This window comes from Blastococcus sp. TF02A-30 (genome assembly GCF_003319185.1).
GTDB lineage: Bacteria > Actinomycetota > Actinomycetes > Mycobacteriales > Geodermatophilaceae > Blastococcus.
Map to the genome: position 1 here is coordinate 1 of NZ_QOHJ01000009.1, position 19131 is coordinate 19131.

General features: G+C 74.7%; 20 protein-coding genes and 2 rRNA genes. 7 read left to right on the top strand and 15 right to left on the bottom strand.

The window, feature by feature from the left end:
- A 23S ribosomal RNA gene (locus DQ241_RS18425) occupies positions 1–244 on the top strand; the annotation flags it as partial.
- A 103-nt stretch (positions 245–347) separates the two neighbouring features.
- Positions 348–464, top strand: a 5S ribosomal RNA gene (gene rrf / locus DQ241_RS18430).
- Positions 465–737: 273 nt separating this feature from the next.
- Here the strand turns inward: rrf and DQ241_RS18435 are convergent.
- From DQ241_RS18435 to DQ241_RS18445, 3 genes are read right to left on the bottom strand one after another with little or no spacing between them, the layout of a single operon-like run.
- Positions 738–1430 carry a hypothetical protein gene (locus DQ241_RS18435; RefSeq protein WP_113831679.1) on the bottom strand — a complete coding sequence of 231 codons (693 nt, stop codon included), beginning with the start codon at positions 1428–1430 and terminating at the stop codon, positions 738–740.
- Positions 1427–2341: an ATP-binding cassette domain-containing protein gene (locus tag DQ241_RS18440; protein WP_113831680.1), complete on the bottom strand. Its 915-nt coding sequence runs from the start codon at positions 2339–2341 to the stop codon at positions 1427–1429. The genes DQ241_RS18435 and DQ241_RS18440 overlap by 4 nt, the downstream gene beginning before the upstream one ends.
- Positions 2338–2700: a GntR family transcriptional regulator gene (locus DQ241_RS18445; RefSeq protein ID WP_113831681.1), complete on the bottom strand. Its 363-nt coding sequence runs from the start codon at positions 2698–2700 to the stop codon at positions 2338–2340. The genes DQ241_RS18440 and DQ241_RS18445 overlap by 4 nt, the downstream gene beginning before the upstream one ends.
- A gap of 136 nt (positions 2701–2836) precedes the next feature.
- Here DQ241_RS18445 and DQ241_RS18450 point away from each other — a divergent pair, with 136 nt between their 5' ends.
- A complete protein-coding gene (locus DQ241_RS18450) occupies positions 2837–3169 on the top strand; it encodes a DUF4333 domain-containing protein (RefSeq protein WP_113831682.1) in 333 nt (110 codons plus the stop codon).
- A 3-nt stretch (positions 3170–3172) separates the two neighbouring features.
- Here the strand turns inward: DQ241_RS18450 and egtE are convergent, their stop codons facing one another.
- Genes egtE through DQ241_RS18475 form a run of 5 tightly spaced genes read right to left on the bottom strand, consistent with a single transcriptional unit; the run spans position 3173 to position 7139 of the window.
- A complete protein-coding gene (gene egtE, locus DQ241_RS18455; protein WP_370444388.1) occupies positions 3173–4318 on the bottom strand; it encodes an ergothioneine biosynthesis PLP-dependent enzyme EgtE in 1146 nt (381 codons plus the stop codon).
- Positions 4294–5046, bottom strand: coding sequence for an anti-sigma factor (locus tag DQ241_RS18460; RefSeq protein ID WP_113831683.1), 753 nt, complete (start codon positions 5044–5046; stop codon positions 4294–4296). The genes egtE and DQ241_RS18460 overlap by 25 nt, the downstream gene beginning before the upstream one ends.
- Positions 5027–5623 carry an RNA polymerase sigma factor gene (locus tag DQ241_RS18465; RefSeq protein WP_233492551.1) on the bottom strand — a complete coding sequence of 199 codons (597 nt, stop codon included), beginning with the start codon at positions 5621–5623 and terminating at the stop codon, positions 5027–5029. Before DQ241_RS18465 ends, DQ241_RS18460 begins: the two co-directional genes overlap by 20 nt.
- 47 nt (positions 5624–5670) lie before the next feature.
- Positions 5671–6306: a class F sortase gene (locus DQ241_RS18470; RefSeq protein ID WP_113831685.1), complete on the bottom strand. Its 636-nt coding sequence runs from the start codon at positions 6304–6306 to the stop codon at positions 5671–5673.
- A gap of 14 nt (positions 6307–6320) precedes the next feature.
- A complete protein-coding gene (locus DQ241_RS18475; protein ID WP_199584733.1) occupies positions 6321–7139 on the bottom strand; it encodes a DUF4397 domain-containing protein in 819 nt (272 codons plus the stop codon).
- A gap of 118 nt (positions 7140–7257) precedes the next feature.
- Here DQ241_RS18475 and DQ241_RS18480 point away from each other — a divergent pair, with 118 nt between their 5' ends.
- Both DQ241_RS18480 and DQ241_RS18485 read left to right on the top strand, forming a co-directional pair.
- Positions 7258–7725 carry a DUF309 domain-containing protein gene (locus DQ241_RS18480; RefSeq protein WP_113831686.1) on the top strand — a complete coding sequence of 156 codons (468 nt, stop codon included), beginning with the start codon at positions 7258–7260 and terminating at the stop codon, positions 7723–7725.
- A 40-nt stretch (positions 7726–7765) separates the two neighbouring features.
- Positions 7766–8206, top strand: a complete 441-nt coding sequence (locus DQ241_RS18485; protein ID WP_158545974.1) for an SRPBCC domain-containing protein — start codon at positions 7766–7768, stop codon at positions 8204–8206.
- Between the two features lies 1 nt (position 8207).
- Here DQ241_RS18485 and DQ241_RS18490 read toward each other — a convergent pair whose 3' ends face one another.
- Complete coding sequence (locus tag DQ241_RS18490) at positions 8208–9572, bottom strand: deoxyribodipyrimidine photo-lyase (RefSeq protein ID WP_113831688.1); 1365 nt, start codon at positions 9570–9572, stop codon at positions 8208–8210.
- A gap of 136 nt (positions 9573–9708) precedes the next feature.
- Here DQ241_RS18490 and DQ241_RS18495 point away from each other — a divergent pair, with 136 nt between their 5' ends.
- Complete coding sequence (locus DQ241_RS18495) at positions 9709–10563, top strand: Fpg/Nei family DNA glycosylase (protein ID WP_113831689.1); 855 nt, start codon at positions 9709–9711, stop codon at positions 10561–10563.
- Positions 10564–10572: 9 nt separating this feature from the next.
- Here the strand turns inward: DQ241_RS18495 and DQ241_RS21320 are convergent, their stop codons facing one another.
- The 6 genes from DQ241_RS21320 to DQ241_RS18525 form a co-directional block, all read right to left on the bottom strand.
- A complete protein-coding gene (locus tag DQ241_RS21320; RefSeq protein WP_304555270.1) occupies positions 10573–12129 on the bottom strand; it encodes a GAF domain-containing protein in 1557 nt (518 codons plus the stop codon).
- A 159-nt stretch (positions 12130–12288) separates the two neighbouring features.
- A complete protein-coding gene (locus DQ241_RS18505) occupies positions 12289–13500 on the bottom strand; it encodes an MBL fold metallo-hydrolase (RefSeq protein ID WP_113831690.1) in 1212 nt (403 codons plus the stop codon).
- A 66-nt stretch (positions 13501–13566) separates the two neighbouring features.
- Positions 13567–16035 carry an ABC transporter permease gene (locus DQ241_RS18510; protein WP_113831691.1) on the bottom strand — a complete coding sequence of 823 codons (2469 nt, stop codon included), beginning with the start codon at positions 16033–16035 and terminating at the stop codon, positions 13567–13569.
- A gap of 6 nt (positions 16036–16041) precedes the next feature.
- Complete coding sequence (locus tag DQ241_RS18515; protein WP_113831794.1) at positions 16042–16800, bottom strand: ABC transporter ATP-binding protein; 759 nt, start codon at positions 16798–16800, stop codon at positions 16042–16044.
- 221 nt (positions 16801–17021) lie between these two features.
- Positions 17022–17720: a response regulator transcription factor gene (locus DQ241_RS18520; RefSeq protein WP_113831692.1), complete on the bottom strand. Its 699-nt coding sequence runs from the start codon at positions 17718–17720 to the stop codon at positions 17022–17024.
- Positions 17717–18898 carry a sensor histidine kinase gene (locus tag DQ241_RS18525; protein ID WP_113831693.1) on the bottom strand — a complete coding sequence of 394 codons (1182 nt, stop codon included), beginning with the start codon at positions 18896–18898 and terminating at the stop codon, positions 17717–17719. Before DQ241_RS18525 ends, DQ241_RS18520 begins: the two co-directional genes overlap by 4 nt.
- 89 nt (positions 18899–18987) lie before the next feature.
- On the opposite strand from DQ241_RS18525, the gene DQ241_RS20695 reads away from it, so the two are divergent.
- Positions 18988–19128: a hypothetical protein gene (locus tag DQ241_RS20695; RefSeq protein ID WP_158545975.1), complete on the top strand. Its 141-nt coding sequence runs from the start codon at positions 18988–18990 to the stop codon at positions 19126–19128.
- Positions 19129–19131 lie beyond the last annotated feature (3 nt).

Sequence of the window (19131 nt, forward strand, 5' to 3'; positions counted from 1 at the left end):
CGAGAGGACCGGGACGGACGAACCTCTGGTGTGCCAGTTGTACCGCCAGGTGCACTGCTGGTTAGCTACGTTCGGCAGGGATAACCGCTGAAAGCATCTAAGCGGGAAGCTCGCTTCAAGATGAGGTGTCTCACCGGGTCAACCGGGTAAGGCCCCCGCCCAGACCAGCGGGTTGATAGGCCGGAAGTGGAAGCACCGCAAGGTGTGGAGCTGACCGGTACTAACAGGCCGAGGGCTTGACCACACACACCCACATCACGGGTTCCTGCTGCAGGTCACTACGAAGATTTCGCGTCCACTGTGCGGTTCTGAACGCACGAACCGGCCCGGTTCGAAGTTCACAGAGTTACGGCGGCCATGGCGAGAGGGAAACGCCCGGTCACATTCCGAACCCGGAAGCTAAGCCTCTCAGCGCCGATGGTACTGCCCTGGAGACGGGGTGGGAGAGTAGGACGCCGCCGGACAACCATTCACACGCAGGGCCCCAGCCACCAGGCTGGGGCCCTGCGTGCATTCCCCCCCACGACCGGCCCAGCATCAGCTTTCGGTACCGAAAGCCGGGCCGGCTCCGGCCCACCCGTACCCAGAGCCGACCAGGACTCCGGCTTTCGGTACCGAAAGCTCCGGCCGGCTTCCGGCTTCCGGCTTCCGGCTTTCGGTACCGAAAGCTCGGTGGGGCGTCCGGGGACGACGGAGCCCCGTTCCGTCGTGACGGAACGGGGCTCGCTGTCGGGACCTCAGGGGACGACGCGGCGGATCCCCGGGTATGCCGCGAGCGCCGCAGCGACCGCCAGGACGAGGGGCAGCCCGATGGTCAGCGTGGCGGCGGACTGGTCGCCGAACCACTCGGCCACGCTCCCCCACGCCTCCAGCCAGGTGATCAGGATGGCCAGGCCGCCGAACAGCACCAGCGAGCCGATGATCAGGCCCCAGGTGCCGGCCTGCCCCCATCGCTGGTGGACGACGCCCATGCCGATCCCGACGAACATGAAGGCGAGCATGGGTGCCCCCGACGCGAACACCTGCAGCAGCGGGTTGTCGACGTCGAAGATGCCCGGCGCCCAGTAGCGCAGGCCGGCCCCCCAGCCGTCGGTCGCGTTCTCGATGCTCACCAGCGCCGAGAGGACGATGCCGTAGCCCAGCGCCTGCACGGCCGCCACCAGCGCGGTCCCCAGGTAGAAGGTCCGCCGGCTGAGGCTCACGCCCATCGCGAACGGGAGCAGCTGGGTCACCGCCTGGACGAAGACCACCAGCACCGTGATGTACAGGGCCAGCACACCGCCGCTGAAGCCCTCCTCCTCCCCCGCCGGCGTGAGGTGGAAGATCGCCACGTTGATCGCGAAGCTGATCGACACGACGAGCCAGGGGATCCCGAGGATCACCACCGGGTTCACCAGGTGCAGCCGTGCGGCCTGCAGGACGCGGGTCATCGCGAGACCTCCTCGAGGTCGGTCGGCGCGGCGGCGGCCGCCGCGGTGGTGTGCAGGCTCATCGCGACGACGAGCTGCTGGAGGTTGGTCGGCTCCCAGGAGAGGCCGGCGGCCGCGGCGTCGTCGCCGTCCGCGCCGCTCCGCAGCCGGACGACGGCGCGGCTGTGCCCGCCCAGGGTCTCGGTGTGCAGGAGCTCGTGACGGGCGGCGAAGGCGGAGACCTTCCCCGTCGGCCCGGTCACGGTCAGCGCCGACCCGCGCAGCGACTCGGCGTCGGCGTCCAGGAGCACCCGCCCGCGGTCGATGAGCAGCACCCGCTCGAGCAGCGGGGCGATCTCCTCGATGAGGTGCGTGGACAGGACGATCGCCCGCGGGTGCTCGGCGTAGTCGGCCAGCAGCCGGTCGTAGAACAGCTGCCGGGCGACGGCGTCCAGGCCGAGGTAGGGCTCGTCGAAGAGGGTCAGCGGCGCCCGGGAGGCCAGGCCGATGATGATGCCGACGGCGGAGTTCATGCCGCGCGACAGCTTCTTGACCGAGCGCTTAGCGGGGAGGTCGAAGTCGCGCAGCAGCGCGGCGGCGAGATCGGCGTCCCAGTTCTCGAAGACGGTCGCGGCGTAGCCCAGCGCGTCCTTCACCCGGAAGTGGTCCGGGTACTTCTGCCCCTCCTTGATGAAGCAGATCCGGCGCAGGACGTCGTCGTTCTCGGACGGACGGGCGGCGAACACCTCGATCCGGCCGCTGGTGGGCACCCGGTGGCCGGTGACGAGCTGCATCAGCGTCGTCTTGCCGGCGCCGTTGCGGCCCAGCAGACCGGTGATCGCGTCCTGCTCGAAGGCTGTCGAGACGCGGTCGAGGGCGGTGTGGTCGGAGAAGCGCATCGTGACGTCGGTGACGGTGGCGACGGCGCTCATCGCGGGTCCTCCCAGTGGTCGATCATGGCGGTGAGCTCGCGGGGGGAGATGCCGAGCTTCTGGGCCTCGGTCATCAGGGGGCGGACGTACTGGTCGGCGAACTCGCTGCGCCGGCGCTTCAGCAGCTGTTCGCGGGCGCCGGTGGCGACGAACATCCCGACTCCTCGTCTCTTGTAGAGGACCCCGTCCGCGACCAGCTGGTTGAGCCCCTTGGCGGCGGTGGCGGGGTTGATGCGGTGGAAGGCGGCCAGCTCGTTGGACGAGGGGGCCTGGCTCTCCTCGGCGAGGGAGCCGGCGACGATCGCGTTCTCGATCTCACCCGCGACCTGGCGGAAGATCGGCCCGGCGTCCTCGTTCACGCCGGTCCGCTCCCCGCGGGCACTCGGTCCCTGGGTTCATTACTCATGTAATGAACCATAGGACTACGTCGGCGCGGGGCGCAAGCTCCTGCGCGGTTAGGGTCGTCCGGCACCGTCCACCGCCAGAGGAGCACCCATGCGCCGCCGTCTCCGCCTGCGCGTCCTCGTCGCCTCGTCCGCGGCCCTGCCCGCCGTCCTGCTCGCCGGGTGCGCCTCCGGGGCGCTGTCGTCGGCCGAGGTGGCGTCGTCCGCCGAGGACGCCCTCGAGTCCGAGGTCGGCGTCCGGCCGGACGTGCGCTGCGAGGAAGGACTGGAGCGGGAGGAGGGCGCCTCCACCCGGTGCACGCTCACCGCCGAGGACGACGACGTGGAGTACGGCGTCACGGTGACCGTCACGGACACGGGGGAGGGGGCCCGCCTGCAGGTGGAGGTGGACGACGGGCCGATCGCCGACGGCTCCGAGGGCTGACGCTCAGAGAGCGGCGGCGAGCGCCTCGAGGTCCTCGACCGAGGCGTCCAGGTGCGGCGAGACGCGCAGCACCGGGCCGGTCATCTCCCCCGGCGCCCGCTCGGGGCCGATCGCGCTGGTCACGATGCCGTGCTCGGTGAGCAGCCGGCTGCGGGTGGCGACGACGTCCGCGCCGGCCGGCGGGCGCAGCGTGGTCGTCGCGGTCGGCTCGTCCGCCGGTTCCACCACCGTCCAGCCGGAGACGCCGTCGAGCAGAGCGCGCGTGGTCCGGCCCAGGGCCGCCAGCCGCTCCCGCACCCGGTCGGGACCGGCCGCGAGGTGGTCGCCGACCGACACGATCAACCCGATCCGGCCGGCGACGTGCGCCTCGCCGGACTCGAACGCCCGCATCGGTGGCACGCCCTCGGGCTCGGGCAGCACGGGGACCAGCTGGGCGGCGATCGCCGGCCGGGCCACGAGCAGCCCCACCCCGCGCGGTCCGGCCAGCCACTTGCGCGAGGTGCCGTAGACGACGTCGGCGCCGAGGTCGCAGTCGACGTGGCCCAGGGACTGCGCGGCGTCGAGCACCAGCGGCACCCCGGCGTCGCGGCACAGGGCGGCCACCTCGGCCGCGGGCTGGAGCACGCCCCGGTGGCTGGGCACGTGGGTGAGGTGGACGAACCGCGGGGGATCGGCGGCCAGCTGCCGGCCGAACGCGTCGACGTCGACCCGGCCGACGCCGTCCACCGGCATCGGCTCCGGGCGCAGCCCGTGCGCCCGCAGCTGGGCGATGTTCGGCGCGTACTCCCCCGGCAGGCAGGCCACGCGGGCGCCGACCGGCAGCCGCCAGCCGGACAGCAGCGCGACGAACGCCGCCTGCGCCGACTCGAGGAAGGCGACATCGGCCGCGGCCATGCCCACCAGGCCGCCGAGCACCGAGCGGCCCTGCTGGAGCAGGTCCTCGGCGGCCGCCTCGGCCACGTAGCCGCCGAGCTCCGCCTCGTGCCGGGCGTGGTGCGCCGCCGCCTCGAGGGCGCGGTTGCTCTGCCGGCTGGTCGCCGCGCTGTCGAGGTGCCGTCCAGCGGGGCGGGGGCGGGCCCTGCGCCAGGCGGCGCCGAGGTCCTCGTGCGGAAGTGCTGCGGTGCTCAGGTCTCCAGCTCCCCGCGGCAGACCGAGACCCCCGAGTGCTCGGGGTTGCCGTCCAGCGGCTCGACCGAGACGTCGACGAGCGGGAAGCGGCCCAGCTCGAGCCCGTCGGGGAGCTCGTAGGTGTTGCTGCCGGCCTGCGCGATGCCCAGCGGCACCATGCCGACGACGTCGCGGTCGATCAGCCACAGCTCGTAGTACGCGTCGTCGAGCTGCGGGGCGTCGAGCTCGAGCTGCACCACCCGGGAGCCGTCGTCCCGCCGCACGATCTCCGCGCGGCCGGAGGCGTCGTTGCCCGCCAGCGGGTCGAGCGCGATCGCGGTGACCTGCTCGCCGCCGTCGTCCTCCCGCTGGACGATCGCGACCGCGCCGGCGCCGATCACCGCTCCGACGGCGACGGCAGCGGCGGCGGCCAGCCACCCGCGGCGGCGGGAGCGGAACGGCAGCACCGTGCCGACCTCGGGCTCCGCGGGCGGGGGGACCGACGGCGCGGCGGCGGCCGGGGCGGCGTCCTGGTGCGGGACGGCGCTGACGCCGGTGGCCGCGGCGATCGCGTCCCACACCCGCGGCGGGGGCGGGACGGCGGCGCCGGGCGCGGCCAGCTGGGGAACGGCGAGGGCCTCGACCCCCCGCCGCAGGGATGCGACCTCGGCGCGGCAGGCGGCGCACTCCTCCAGGTGCGCGGCGTCGGCGTCCGGCAGGGGCTCGCGCAGCGCCGCGAGCGCGAGCTGCTCAGGCGTGCAGTGCTGCACCGTCCACCTCCAACCGGGTCCGCAGGCGCTCCAGTGTGCGCCGGATGTGGCTCTTGACCGTGCCCAGCGGCAGGCCGGTGCGTTCGGCGATCTGCGCGTGGGTGAGGTCCTCGAAGAACGCGAGCTCGATGATGCCGCGCTGCGGCTGGCCGAGGTGGTCCAGCTCGTCGAGCAGCAGCACCCGGTCGGTGGCGGCGGTGTCGACGCCGGCCGTCACCGGGCCGCCGGGCCGCGCCTGCGCCTCGGTGAGCGCGGCCTCGGCCTCGCGCCGCTGCTTGTCGCGGCGGGCCCAGGCGTCGGCGATCTTGTGCCGGCAGATGCCCACCAGCCAGGCGGGCAGCGGCGACTCGTCGGGGCGGAAGCGCGCCCGGCCGGTCCAGGCGGCGACGAACACCTGCTGGGTGACGTCCTCGGCGTCCGGGCCCGGGCCGAACGCGCGCACGGCCATCCCGTGCACCTGGCCGGCCCAGCGCTCGTACGCCCAGGCCAGCGCCTGCTCCTCGCCCGCGGCGAAGCGACGGCCGACCTCGGCGTCGTCCGGGTCGACGGCGCTGCGCGACGTCGGCACGGGATCCACGCGCACGACGCTACCGATCACCGGCCGCCGCAGGGCCACCGCCCCGCTCACGGGATCGGCTCCGCCACGACCACGACGTTGTCGCGGTAGCTGCGCAGCTCGGGCTGGAACGGGCCCCCGCAGGTGACCAGGGTGAGCCGGGGAGCGCCCTCGCGGGCGAAGATCCGGTCCACCGGGAGCACCTGCTTGGTGATGACCTCGCGGGAGACCACCCGCCAGCGCGTCACCGTGCCGGCGGCCTCGGTGACCACGACCTCGGCGCCGACCTCGGCGTCCGCGATCGGGGCCAGCGCGCCCAGCCCCTGCTCGGCGTCGTCGACGTGACCGGCCAGGACCGCCGAGCCGGCCGCCCCGGGGGTGGGGCCGAACCGGTACCAGCCGACGCGGGAGACATCCTCCGGGAGCTCCATCTGCCCGTCGGCGGCGACCCCGACGGCGTCGACGGGCGCGTCGATGCCGAGGGCCGGCACGGCGATCCGGGCCGGTGCCGGGGCGGGCTCGGCCGTCGGGGGGAGGGCCGAGCGGGTGGGGACGGGCGCCGCCCCGGCCGTCGGCGACGGCTCGGGGAGGGCCCGCTCCACGGGGACGCCCACCGCCGCCTCCGGCCGGGTGAGCACCCAGGCGGTCGGCGCGCCCACGGCCAGGGCGAGGCCCAGCACGGCGGAGGCGGCGGCGGTGCGCATCGGTGTCGCCCTGGTCAGCCGCGGGTGCGGGCCAGGCGGAGGGCGCCGGCACCCGCGACGGCCAGGCCGGCCACCGAGAGGGCCGCCACGACCGGCAGCGAGCTGTCGTCGTCGACCAGACCGGCCGAGCCGCCGGGGACACCCGACGGCGTCGAGTGCATGCCGCTGATGGTCTGGACGGCGAGCTGGTAGCCGGCGTCCCCGTTGCCCCAGGCGTAGACGATGGTCGAGGCGCCCTCGGCCAGGGTCAGGTCGGCCGGGCCGATCGCCACGGTGTCGGTGCCGGCGAGGACGACGTCGGCGCTGATCGTGCCGGCGGGCACGGTGAGCGTCGCCTCGTCGGGGTTCGTCAGGCCCTCGACGACCGGGGTGCCACCGGCGCGCACGTCCACGGCGGGGGCCGCTGCGGTGTGGCGGACGGTGACGCGGGCCTGGCCGGCGGGGACGGCCGAGGTGTCGTTGACGAACGGCGTCAGGACCGGGGAGCCGTCCTCCGTCAGGTGCGCGACCACGGTGGCGTTGGCCCCGGCCGGGACGGCGACGCCGTTCGCCGAGAGCAGCGGCGTGCCGGAGCCGTCGGCGGCGTCGGCCGGGAAGAGGGCCAGGTCGTAGGAGCCGGCGGGCAGCTCGAGCGGATCGGTGAGGGTGCCCGGCTGGAAGTCGTCGATCAGCCGCTCGCCGTTGGCGTAGACGTCCACCGGGGTGGCCGGGATGCCGTGCAGGACCGAGACCATGGCCGTGTCGGCCGCGGCCGCGGGGGTGGCGACGAGGACCAGACCGCCGACGACGGCGGCAGCGCCGGCGGCGCCGCCCAGGGTGCGCAGAGTGCTCACGGGGTGTTCCTTCCGAAGAGGAGTGGTGCCTGTCACCCCTTCTTCCGGGCGCCTCGGCGATCCGGATGCAGTTGAGAGCTGGACTTCCTGCGGTCACCCGGTCGTGGAGGATGGCGGCATGACTCCGCGCGACCGGGACGCCGAGGGCCGGGCCCGCAACGCGCGGCCGCGGGACGCGCTGGGCCGCCCCCTGCCGCACGACGCCGTGGGGGAGCCGAGGGCGCCGGAGGGGATCGTCCGCGAGCCGCTGGTCGCGCTGGCCGAGGCGCAGTCCCTGCTCGACGCCGGCCGCCCGTTCCACGCCCACGAGGTCCTCGAGGACGCCTGGAAGACCGCCGTCCCGGAGGAGCGGCAGCTGTGGCGCGGGCTGGCCCAGCTGGCCGTCGGCCTGACCCACGCGGCACGGGGCAACGCCCGCGGTGCGGCCACGCTGCTCGAGCGCGGCGCGGGCAACGTCGCCCCGTACGCGACGGCGCCGCCGCACGGCGTCGACGTCCCGGGGCTGACGGCGTGGGCCCGCGGGCTGGCGGCCGACGCCGCGGCCGGTCGCGGCCTCCGGCTCGATCCTCCGTCGCTGCGCGGCTGAGCACCTGGCACATCTCCCGGCACTGCAGGAGACTGCGCGGGTGCGGAGCTTCGAGGCCTCCACCCGCATCGACGCCGCCCCCGGCGCCGTGTGGGCCGCGCTGGTCGACGTCGGCGGCTGGCGCGACTGGGCGTCGGGTGTGGACCGGGTCGACGGCACCGTCGCGCTCGGCGAGCGGCTGACCATCTACGCGACGATGATCCGCAACCGTCCCTTCCCGGTCACCGTCACCGAGATCCGGCCGGCCGAGAGCATGCGCTGGCGCGGTGGGCTGCCGCTCGGGCTGGCCGTGATCGAGCGGGTCTACCGGCTGGACCCGCAGGACGACGGCGGCACGGTGCTGACCGTCCGGGAGGACCACACGGGCCCGCTCGCCCCGCTCTGGGACCGGACGACACCGGACCTCAACCCCTCGTTCCGGCAGTTCTGCGCCGGCATCAAGGCGCTCACCGAGGGGCGGCCGTCCCGCCGGCGCGGCTGACTCAGCGGCCGCGGACCCGCGCGTAGCGGTCGAGGGACACCTGGCGCTCGTGCGCGTGGTCCACGACCGGCTGCGGGTAGCCGGTGGGGATGCCGCCGGGCGCCGTCCACGGCTCGTGCACGTGCTCCGGGGCCAGGCCGCGCAGCTCCGGCACCCAGCGCTTCACGTAGGCCCCGTCGGGGTCGAACTTCCTGCCCTGCGTGACCGGGTTGAAGATCCGGTAGTAGGGGCTGGCGTCGGTGCCGGTGCCGGCGACCCACTGCCAGCCGTGGTTGTTGCTGGCCAGGTCACCGTCGACCAGGTGCCGCATGAAGTACCGGGCGCCCAGCGTCCACTCCTGGTGCAGGTCCTTGACCAGGAACGAGGCGACGATCATCCGCACCCGGTTGTGCACGTACGCCTCGCCGAGCAGCTGCCGCATGCCGGCGTCGACGATCGGGAAGCCGGTGCGCCCGGTCTCCCAGGCGCGGACCAGCTCCTCGGCGTGCGGGCCGTCGTCGTAACCCATGGTCTGCAGCTCCGGCTTCAGGTACTCGCGGGCCGACTCCGGGCGGTGCCACAGCACGTCGGCGTAGAACTCCCGCCAGGCCAGCTCGTCGCCGTACCGGCGCACCGACTCGGACTGCTCGGCCGCGGCGAGGTCGGCCAGCAGGGTGCGCGGGTGGACGCAGCCGTACTTCAGGTAGGCCGACATCCGGCTGGTGCCGTCCGCGCCCGGGGTGTTGCGCCCGTCGGCGTAGCCGAGCAGGCGTTCGTCGCGGAACCGCGCCCAGGCGCTGAGGGCGGCCCGCTCACCGGCGGGCGGCAGGGCGACGCCGTCCAGGTCCGGGCCGGGCGGAGGCGCGTCCGAGGCGACGCCGGTGCGCCACCGGACCTCGGCGCGGGGTGCCGGGGCGCGCCAGCCGTGCTCGCGCCAGGCCCGCGCGAAGGGGGAGAACACCTGGAACGGCGTCCCGTCCCGCTTGGTGACCCGTCCGGGCGTCACCGCGTACGGCGAGCCGGTGCGCACCAGCGGGACGTCGCCGAGGGCGCTCTCGACGGCGTCGTCGCGGCGGCGGCCGTACGGGCCGGCGTCGGAGCTGACGTGCACCGACGTCGCGCCGGTCTCGCGGGCCAGCTGCGGGAGCACCCGCGCCGGGTCCCCGGACCGCAGCACGAGCGCGCCGTCGAGGTCCGCGTCGAGCGCGGCGAGGCAGTCGAGCAGGAAGCGCCGCCGTGGCTCGCCGGACGGTCGCCACAGCCGGTCGTCGAGCACGAAGACCGGGACGACGTCGCCGTCCGGTCCCGCTGCGTCGCGGGCGGCGAGCAGGGCCGGGTGGTCGCCCAGCCGCAGGTCCCGGCGGAACCAGAGCAGCGCGGTGGGCACCGACCGACCGTAAGCACCTCGTGGTGGGTCTGCCTGTCCAGCTTTCGGTACCGAAAGCTGGAGTCGCGCAGCTCTCGGTACCGAAAGCACTCGATCGGGGACGACGCCGACCGGCGCGGGCGTGGATCATGGGCGGGTGCCCGAGTTGCCCGAGGTGGAGGCCCTGGCCGCGTTCCTGCGCGCGAACGCCGTCGGTCACGTGCTGGCGCGGGCCGACCTGGCCGCGGTCCAGGCGATCAAGACCTTCGACCCGCCGCTGAGCGCGCTGGGCGGCCTGGAGATCACCGGCGCCGGCCGGCACGGGAAGTTCCTCGACCTCGACGTCTCCGGCCTGCACCTCGTCGTCCACCTGGCGCGGGCCGGCTGGCTGCACTGGCGGGAGAACCTGCCGACCGCCCCGCCCAAGCCGGGCAAGGGGCCGCTCGCGCTGCGCGTGCACCTCGACGACGGCAACGGCTTCGACCTCACCGAGCAGGGCACCCGCAAGGGCCTGGCGGTCTACGTCGTCCGCTCGCCGTCCGAGGTGCCCGGCATCGCCCGGCTGGGCCCCGACGCGCTCGAGGTGGACCGCGAGACCTTCGCCCGGCTGATGGCCGGGCGCTCGGGCCAGCTCAAGGGCGCGCTCACCGACCAGACGCTGATCTCGGGGATCGGCAACGCCTACTCCGACGAGATCCTGCACGCCGCGCGGCTGTCGCCGTTCAAGATGGCCGACAAGCTCAACGACGACGAACTGGTCCGTCTCCACGACGCGGTGCGCGCCACCCTCACCGACGCCCTGCAGCGCCAGGTGGGGCAGCGCGCGGCCACCATGAAGGGCGAGAAGCGCTCCGGCCTGCAGGTGCACGCGCGCACCGGGCTGCCCTGCCCGGTGTGCGGTGACACGGTGCGCGAGGTCAGCTTCGCCGACACCTCGCTGCAGTACTGCCCGACCTGCCAGACCGGCGGCAAGCCGCTGGCCGACCGCCGGATGAGCAAGCTGCTCCGCTGACCGGGGCCGCTAGGCGAGGATCGCCTTGGTCACCGCGGACTGCTCGGTGAGCACCCCGCCGATCACGGTCTGCGTCTCGTTGATCTGCTCGACGGCGGAGCTGATCGCCGCCAGGGCGGCCACCACGCGGTCGACCTGCTCCTGGATCGCCGACACCTTGGCGTCGACGTCGGTGGTCGCGCGGGCGGTCTCGGCGGCGAGCTCCTTGACCTCGTTGGCGACGACGGCGAAGCCGCGCCCGGCCTCCCCGGCCCGTGCCGCCTCGATCGTGGCGTTGAGGGCCAGCAGGTTGGTCTGGTCGGCGATGCCGCGGATGGTCTTGACCACCTTGCCGATGTCGGCGCTGGAATCGCCCAGCCCGGCGACCTGGTCGTTGGCCTCCGCGGTGAGCCGCTTGCCCTCGCCGGCGACGGTGGTCGCGGACAGCACGTTGCGCTCCACCTCGGTGATGGACTCCAGCAGCTCCCGGCCGGCCCGCTCCAGCTTCTGGGCGGCGGCGAACCGCTCCATGCCCTGGCCGAGCAGGAAGGCGGTGTTGCGCAGCGCGTCCTCCCGGCCGGGGGAGAGCTCGAGGGTCTCGGTGGCGAAGAAGTCCATCGTCCCGACCACCTCGCCGCCGACGACGATCGGCAGGCAGACGCCGGACTTCACGCCGGCGCGCTGGGCGGCGGGGGCGCGGACGCAGTCGGTCACCTGGGCCAGGTCCTCGACGAACACCAGGTCACGGGCCCGCCACGCGCGGCCGGCCAGCCCGACGCCCTCCTGGAAGGAGGCCTTCATCGTGACGTCGCGGAACTCCTGGCCGGCGTTGCCCGACTCGAGCACGAAGTGCAGGGCGCGGTCCTCGTCGCGCACCCGCCAGTAGGAGCCGTAGGCCCAGCCGAAGCCCTCCCGGATGGTGTCCAGGCAGCCGGCCATCGCCGCGTCGGGGGTGTCCGCGGCCGAGACGGCGCGCAGCACCCGGTTGACGGCCTCCATGTCCTGGGCAGCCTCGGCCTGCCGCTCGGCGCCGAGGATGCGCTCGATGGTCTGCGAGACGAGCCGGCCCACCGCCCGCAGCGTGTCCAGCCGCTCCGCCGACGGGTGCAGGGTCTCCGTGGCGAAGAAGTCCATGGTGCCGGTGACCTGACCGTCTTCGAGCAGCGGGAAGCAGAGGCCGCTGCGGACCCCGACCCGCCGGGCGGCGGGAGCCCGCACGCAGTCGGTCACCTGCGCGAGGTCCTCGACGAACACCAGGTCGCGGGCCCGCCACGCGCGGCCGGCCAGGCCGACGCCCTCGCGGAAGGAGGCCGCCAGGGTGACCCGGCGGAACTCCTCGCCGGCGTCACCCGATTCCTGGACGAAGTGCAGGGCGCGGTCGGACGGGTCCACGCGCCAGTAGGAGGCGTAGGCCCAGCCGAAGCGCTCGCGCACCAGGTCGAGGGCGCTCGCGATCGCCTCCTTCGACGTCCGGGCGCGCGAGAGCGCCTCGACGACGGCGGTCACCGCCGCCACGTTGGCGCGCGCCTCGGCGACGGCGTCGACACCGGCTCCGGTCGGCGGCTGTCGGCGTCCGAACATGCTCATCTGCTCTCCTCGTTCGCGGTCTGCAAGGTCTCCATCGGCTCGCTGACCTGCGCAGAAGAGCGAGAATGGCGTGACTACACCCGATCTGGTTGCGCGCCACGCAGTACGACCGGGCGAATCAACTTCAAACTCTAAGATTCGTGATCTGCGTCACGTGGATCACCGCGAGCGCAGGGACAGCAGCCGCGTCACCGCGCGCGCCACCGTGGACGCGCCCAGCCCGGCGGACGACGTCGGCTGCGGGGCATCGGCAGCCGAGCCGACCGCCGTCCACCAGTCGCGCAGCGGCGGCGGGGCGAGCGCGTCGACCCGCTCCCCCGGCTGCGGGACGACGACGTCGACCCCGCGCTGCCCGGCGGCCGCCAGGAGCCGCTCGACCGGCTCCGCCCAGCGGTGGAAGGCCAGGTTGAACGTGGCCCAGTGGATGGGCAGCAGCAGCCGGCCGCCGAGGTCGCCGTGGGCGCGCACCGCCTCCTCGGGGTCCATGTGGATGGCGTGCCAGGCGTCGTTGTAGGCGCCGATCGGCAGCAGCGTCAGGTCGAACCCGCCCAGCCGGGCGCCGATGCCGGCGAACGCGGGGTGATAGCCGGTGTCGCCGCCGAAGAACACCCGGTGTCTCGGGCCGGCGACCGCCCACGACGCCCACAGCGTGGTGTCCCGGTAGAAGTAGCGCCCCGAGAAGTGCCGCGCCTCGGTGCAGGTGAGCGTCAGGCCGCCGACGCGGTGCTCGCCGTCCCAGTCCAGCTCGACGATCCGCTCCTCGGGCACGCCCCACTTGCGCAGGTGCTCACCGATCCCGATCGGCACGACGAAGGGCGCCGCCTGCGCCGTCAACAGCAGCTCGACGGTGGGCAGGTCGAGGTGGTCGTAGTGGTCGTGCGAGATGAGGACGGCGTCGACCGGAGGCAGGTCCTCGAGCGGCATCGGCGGCTCGTGCAGCCGCGTCGGGCCGAACACAGGGGACGGGGAGACGCGGTGGCCCCAGACCGGGTCGACCAGCACCCGGTGCCCGTCGACCTCCAGCAGCGCGCTGGCGTGCCCGAACCAGGTGACGGCGAGGTCGCCGGCCTCGGCCGGGATCTCGGAGGCCGCCAGCGGGATCGGGCCGCCCGGGAGGCCGACGTGCCGCTCCTCGTGCCACTGGCGCAGCAGCCCGTCGCGGGTGTTGGCCGGGGCGATCGCGGGCGTGGGGAGCGTGTTGTGGAACTTGCCGTCGGCGAAGCGGGACGAACCGGTCACCACGGGGCGGAGCCGCCGGCGGTGGGCGCCGAGCGCCCTGGGCAGCCCCCAGGCGGCGGCGGTCACCCAGCCGACCGGTCCGGAGAGGATGGCGGCGGTGACGGCGGCACGGCGGAGGACGCGGGACGGCACGGCTCCAGCATCCCAGCCGGAGCCGTGCCGTCCGAGGTTTCCCGTGGAACGTCACACCGCGGTGGGTCAGGCGGCCGCGATCGCGGCCACCGGGGCGGTGCGGGCGGCCCGGCGGGCCGGGAGCACCGAGGCGAGCAGCCCGGCCAGGGTGGCGACGACGACGATCGCGGCGACCTGCAGCCACGGGACGTCGAGCACGATGTCGCCCACCTCGCCGAGGACCGAGGCCGCGCCGGCCAGGCCGTAGGCGCCACCCACGACGACGCCGAGCACCGAGGCCACGCCGGCCACCAGCACCGCCTCCCAGGCCAGCAGCCCCCGCAGCTGACCCCGCGTGAGGCCGAGAGCCCGGAGCAGGCCGTTCTCCTGCCGCCGTTCCACCACCGACAGCGCCAGGGTGTTGCCCACGCCGATCAGCGCGATGACCACCGCGACGGCGAGCAGCCCGGTGACGACGAGCAGCAGGATGTCGAGCACCTCGTTGATCTCGTCGCGCATCGTGACGATCCCGGTGACCCGGGCCGTCTCGTCGGCCTCCGCGACCACGTCGGTCACCCGGTCGACCGCCGCCACCTGGGCGTCGGGGTCGGCGTCGTCCAGCATCACCCACACCTCCGCCAGGCCGGGCTCCGGCGCCAGCGTCCGCAGGTCGGCCGCGTCGACCATCAGCGGCTGGTTCTCACCGGTCACCTGCGCCACCAGGTCCAGCGACCGGCCGTCGGCGGTCAACGGAAAGGGATCGCCGTCCCGCACGGAGTAGTACTCCGCGGCCCACTCGGGCACCACCACCTGGCCGGGGCCGGGCAGGAGCACCTTGTCGGTGGAGCGCATGGCCGCGCCCGCCGTGCCGGCGTCGACGCCGTGCACGTAGACCGGTTCACCGTCGGGACCGGTCACGTCGGCAGCGAGCACCGGTGCGGTGCGCACCACCTGGTCGACGTCGCCCAGTGTCGCGGGCAGCGACGCGGGCAGGTCGTCGGAGAAGCCCTGGACCACGACGTCGGTGGGGAACTCCGCGTCGAGCCCCGCGGTCGCCGTCGCCCGGGTGGACGCGGCACCGACGACGAACGCGCTGGTCAGGGTCACCCCGATGAGCAGCGCGGTGGCCGTGGCTGCCGTGCGCCGCGGGTTGCGGGTCGCGTTGCCTGCCGCCAGCCGGGCCGGGACGCCGCCGATCCGCGCGACCAGCCCGCCGGCGGCCGCGACCACCGGGGGGACGGCACGCTGGGCGAGCAGCACGATGCCGAGGAAGCTCAGCACCCCGCCGGGCAGCCCCACGTAGACCGACTGCACGACCACGCCGAGGACCAGGAGCGCGGTGCCCGGCACGGCCATCAGCAGACCCAGGACCAGCCGCAGCAGCCCCGGACGCGAGCGCAGCGGGGCCGGGTCGACCGGGCGCAGCGCCGCCAGCGGGGCGACGCGGGTGGCCGCCCGCGCCGGGGCCAGCGCGGCGAGCACGGTGACCAGCGTGCCGACGAGCAGCCCGGCCAGCACCGTGTAGGCCGGCACGGTGAGACCGGCCAGCGGGATCGCGGAGTCGCTGCCCACCAGCGTCGAGATGAGCCCGGCCAGCCCGATGCCGGCGGCGACGCCCACGGCCGAGGACACGAACCCGGTGGCCAGCGCCTCGCCGAGCACGCTGCGCCGCACCTGCTTCGCGGTCGCGCCGACGCAGCGCAGCAGGGCCAGCTCACGGGTGCGCTGGGCGAGCAGCACGGCGAAGGTGTTGGCGATGACCAGCCCCGCCACCACAACGGCGACGGTCCCGAACACCAGCAGCACGCTGGTCAGGGCGGTGGAGTCGCCCGTGAGCATCGCGGCCTCGTGCTCGGCCTGCTCGACGCCGCTGCGCACGACGACGTCCGGACCCGTCACCGCGGCGGCGACGTCGGCCAGCACCTGGGCGTCGGAGCTGCCCGGTGCGGCGGCGATCCGCAGCTCGTAGAGGTCGGTGGCACCCCAGTCGCGGACCTGCTGCTCGGTGACGAACGCCCGGCCGTAGAGCCCGGCCTCGGGGTCGCCCTCCAGCCGGACGATGCCGGTGACGGTGGCCTGCGCCTCCGTCACCTCGCCCTCGGCGTCGTAGGTGGAGATGGTGAGGACGTCGCCGACCTCGGCGCGGGCGCGCTCGCTGACGGCCAGCTCGCCGGTGCGCTCGGGCAGCCGGCCGTCCGAGAGCTGCTGCCAGCGCAGCTCCGGGGCGTCGGCGACGGTCTCGACGGCGAGGTACTGCGACCCCGTGCGGCCGGGGACGTCGGCCTGCACCGACGTCTCCCAGGCGGCGGCGACGGCGCCGACGGAGGGGAGCGACTCGACGGCGTCGACGTCGCCGGTCAGCGGTTCCCCGGACGAGGAGACGACGGCGGCGGTGTCGACGTACCGCGCGCCGACGGCGTTCAGGACGGTGCTGCGGGAGGTCTCGTTGAGCACGAGCGTGGCCACCACGAAGCCGACCGCGATGACCACGGCCAGGGTGGAGGCGATCAGCCGCGCGGCGTGCGTGCGCAGCTGGGCGAGCAGGACGGTGCGCATCTCGGCTCAGGCCCCCAGTCCGCGCAGCGCGTCGAGCACCGTCTCGGCGGTGGGGTCGGTCAGCTCGCCGGCCAGCCGGCCGTCGGCCAGCAGCACCACGCGGTCGGCGTAGGAGGCGGCGACCGGGTCGTGGGTGACCATGACGACGGTCTGGCCGGTCTCCTTGACGCTGGAGCGCAGCAGACCCAGCACCTCGGCGCCGGAGCGGCTGTCGAGGTTGCCGGTGGGCTCGTCGGCGAAGACGACGTCGGGGCGGGCGAGCAGGGCGCGGGCGATGGCCACGCGCTGCTGCTGGCCGCCGGAGAGCTCGTGCGGTCGGTGCTCGAGACGCTCGCGCAGCCCCAGGCGGGCGATGACGGCGTCGAACCACGCCGGGTCGGGCCGCTGACCGGCCAGCTGCATGGGCAGCACGATGTTCTCGCGGGCGTCGAGCACCGGCAGCAGGTTGAACGCCTGGAACACGAAACCGATCCGGCGGCGGCGCAAGGTGGTGAGCTGGTCATCGCGCAGCCGGGTCAGCTCGGTGTCGCCCAGCCACACCTCGCCGCCGCTGGCGGTGTCCAGGCCGGCCAGGCAGTGCATGAGCGTGGACTTGCCGGAGCCGGACGGCCCCATGATCGCGGTGAACTCGCCCGCGGCGAACGCGACGTCGACGCCGGCCAGGGCGTGCACCGCCGTCTCGCCGCTGCCGTAGGTCTTGCGCAGCCCGGCGGCGCGGACGGCGGCGGACGCGACGGGCGCCGGCGGCTCGCCGGGGACAGTCATGACGGGGACGGACACTTCGGACCTCCGGTGCAGGGATTCGGCAACGGTGATCACGCTCCCGCCCGGGGCCGTCCTCCCGCGTCGGAGCGGCGGGCGATCTTGCAGCGGCCGCCCCTGCCCCCGCGGTCTGACCCCGTCGTCCTCCCGCGGTCGTACGCGCCTCCAGCTTTCGGTACCGAAAGCTGGAGGTCTCGCGCAGCTTTCGGTACCGAAAGCTGGGATCAGGCGTCGCGGAGGAGGTCGGCGGGCTGGACCAGGCCGGTGCGGTAGGCGAGGACGACGGCCTGCACGCGGTCGCGCGAGCCGGTCTTGGCCAGCACCCGGCCGACGTGCGTCTTGACCGTCGCCTCGCTGACCACGAAGTGCTGCGCGATCTCGGTGTTCGACGCCCCGAGCGCCATCTGCACCAGCACCTCCCGCTCGCGCGGGGTGAGCTCGCCCAGGGCGGCGTCGTCGCCACCGCCGGCGGACGCAGGTGCCGCACCGCGGAGCATCGGCGCGACGTGCTGCAGCAGCCGCCGGGTCGACGACGCAGCGATGACCGAGTCGCCGGCGTGCACGGTGCGCACCGCGGACAGCATCTCCTCGGGCGGGGCGTCCTTGAGCAGGAAGCCGCTGGCCCCGGCGCCGATGGCCGCGACCACGTACTCGTCCAGGTCGAACGTGGTGAGGACGACGACCCGCGGCGGCTGCGGCAGCGCGGAGACCTGGCGGGTGGCCTCGATGCCGTCGGTGCCGGGCATGCGGATGTCCATGAGGACGACGTCGGCCGCGGTGGACCGCAGCAGCGCGACGGCCGACGCGCCGTCGCCCGCCTCGCCCACCACCGTCAGGTCCGGCTGGGAGTCGATGACCATGCGGAACCCGGCGCGGACCATCTGCTGGTCGTCCACCAGGACGACCCGGATCGGTGCGCTCATCGGGTGCGACCGTAGGGCAGCGCCGCGTGCACGCCGAACCCGCCGCCGTGCCGCGGGCCCGCCTCGAGCCGGCCGCCGTGCAGCTGCGCCCGCTCCCGCATGCCGCGCACGCCCTGCCCGTTGCCGTCGGAGGTGACCATGGCCGACGACGCGCCGCGGCCGTCGTCGAGGACCGACAGCTCCAACGCGTCGGGGCGCCACTGCAGCCGCACCCACGCCCGGGAGGCGGGGCCGGCGTGCTTGAGCACGTTGGTGAGCGACTCCTGCACGATCCGGTAGGCGGCCAGCTGCGGTCCGGCGGGCATCGGCTGCGGCGCGCCCTCGACGATCAGGTCGACGTCCAGGCCGCTGCTGCGGACGTCCTCGACCAGGGCCGGGATGGCGGCGACGTCCGGCTGCGGCGCGTACTCCTCGCCACCGCCGTCGCGGAGCACGCCCAGCAGCGAGCGCATGTCGGTGAGCGCCTGCCGGCCGGTCGCGGCGATCGCCTCCAGGGCGTCGGTGGCCGCGGCCGGATCGGCCTTGCCGGCGTACCGGCCGCCGTCGGCCTGCGCGATGACCACCGACAGCGAGTGGGCGACGACGTCGTGCAGCTCCCGGGCGATGCGCGCCCGCTCGGTGCTGGCGGCCAGCCGCATCTCCTGGTCCCGCTCCAGCTCCAGCAGCTGGGCACGCTCCTCCAGCGCCGCCACCTGCTGCAACCGGGCGCGGCGCAGGTTGCCCAGCGACCAGGCGGCGACGACGGAGACGCCGATCGCCAGCGTCGTCGGGGCGACCGACGAGGCGATCCCGTAGTTCCAGTAGGTCACCGCGGCCAGCAGGGCGCCGACCAGCCCGGCCCCGAGCCCGGCCTGCGCCGCCCAGCGCGGCGCGTAGGCGGCCAGCGCGTAGACCATGATCAGCGCGGCCACGTTGGCGGCCAGGAAGTCCCGGACCAGGAGCAGCTCGAGCAGCCCGGCCGCCACGACCACGGCCGCGGCGGGGATCGGCGCCCTCCGGCGCCAGGCGATCGGGACGACCAGGAGCGTGCCCACGACGAACGCGGACACCTCGTCCTGCCAGTAGCTCTCGGCCGGCAGGACGACCGCGAAGAACCAGACCGCGACGGCGAACGCCCCGTCGACGGCGAACGGTTGCCCGCCCAGCCGTGCGGCCGAGCGGTCGAGAGGGCGGTCCACGCCGTCGACCCTAGGCAGCGCGAACGCGGAAATCGTCGTCCCCAGGAGGGAACCGCGCGTCCTACCGGGGTCTGAGGTAGGACGGGGGCATGACCGGACCGGAACCGGACGACGAGGGCGGCGACCCGGCCTGCTGGCTGCGCCGGGTCTGCCCGGAGTGCGGGCGGATCGCCGACGAGGACCCGCCGACCCGCTGCGCGCAGTGCGGGGCGGAGCTGCCCGGGGAGTGACCG

Coding starts and splice junctions, on each gene's coding strand:
- DQ241_RS18435 (WP_113831679.1), bottom strand. CDS start 1,430: ATGACCCGCGTCCTGCAGGCCGCACGGCTGCACCTGGTGAACCCGGTG.
- DQ241_RS18440 (WP_113831680.1), bottom strand. CDS start 2,341: ATGAGCGCCGTCGCCACCGTCACCGACGTCACGATGCGCTTCTCCGAC.
- DQ241_RS18515 (WP_113831794.1), bottom strand. CDS start 16,800: ATGACTGTCCCCGGCGAGCCGCCGGCGCCCGTCGCGTCCGCCGCCGTC.
- DQ241_RS21320 (WP_304555270.1), bottom strand. CDS start 12,129: ATGAGCATGTTCGGACGCCGACAGCCGCCGACCGGAGCCGGTGTCGAC.
- DQ241_RS18520 (WP_113831692.1), bottom strand. CDS start 17,720: ATGAGCGCACCGATCCGGGTCGTCCTGGTGGACGACCAGCAGATGGTC.
- DQ241_RS20695 (WP_158545975.1), top strand. CDS start 18,988: ATGACCGGACCGGAACCGGACGACGAGGGCGGCGACCCGGCCTGCTGG.
- DQ241_RS18480 (WP_113831686.1), top strand. CDS start 7,258: ATGACTCCGCGCGACCGGGACGCCGAGGGCCGGGCCCGCAACGCGCGG.
- DQ241_RS18510 (WP_113831691.1), bottom strand. CDS start 16,035: ATGCGCACCGTCCTGCTCGCCCAGCTGCGCACGCACGCCGCGCGGCTG.
- DQ241_RS18470 (WP_113831685.1), bottom strand. CDS start 6,306: ATGCGCACCGCCGCCGCCTCCGCCGTGCTGGGCCTCGCCCTGGCCGTG.
- DQ241_RS18450 (WP_113831682.1), top strand. CDS start 2,837: ATGCGCCGCCGTCTCCGCCTGCGCGTCCTCGTCGCCTCGTCCGCGGCC.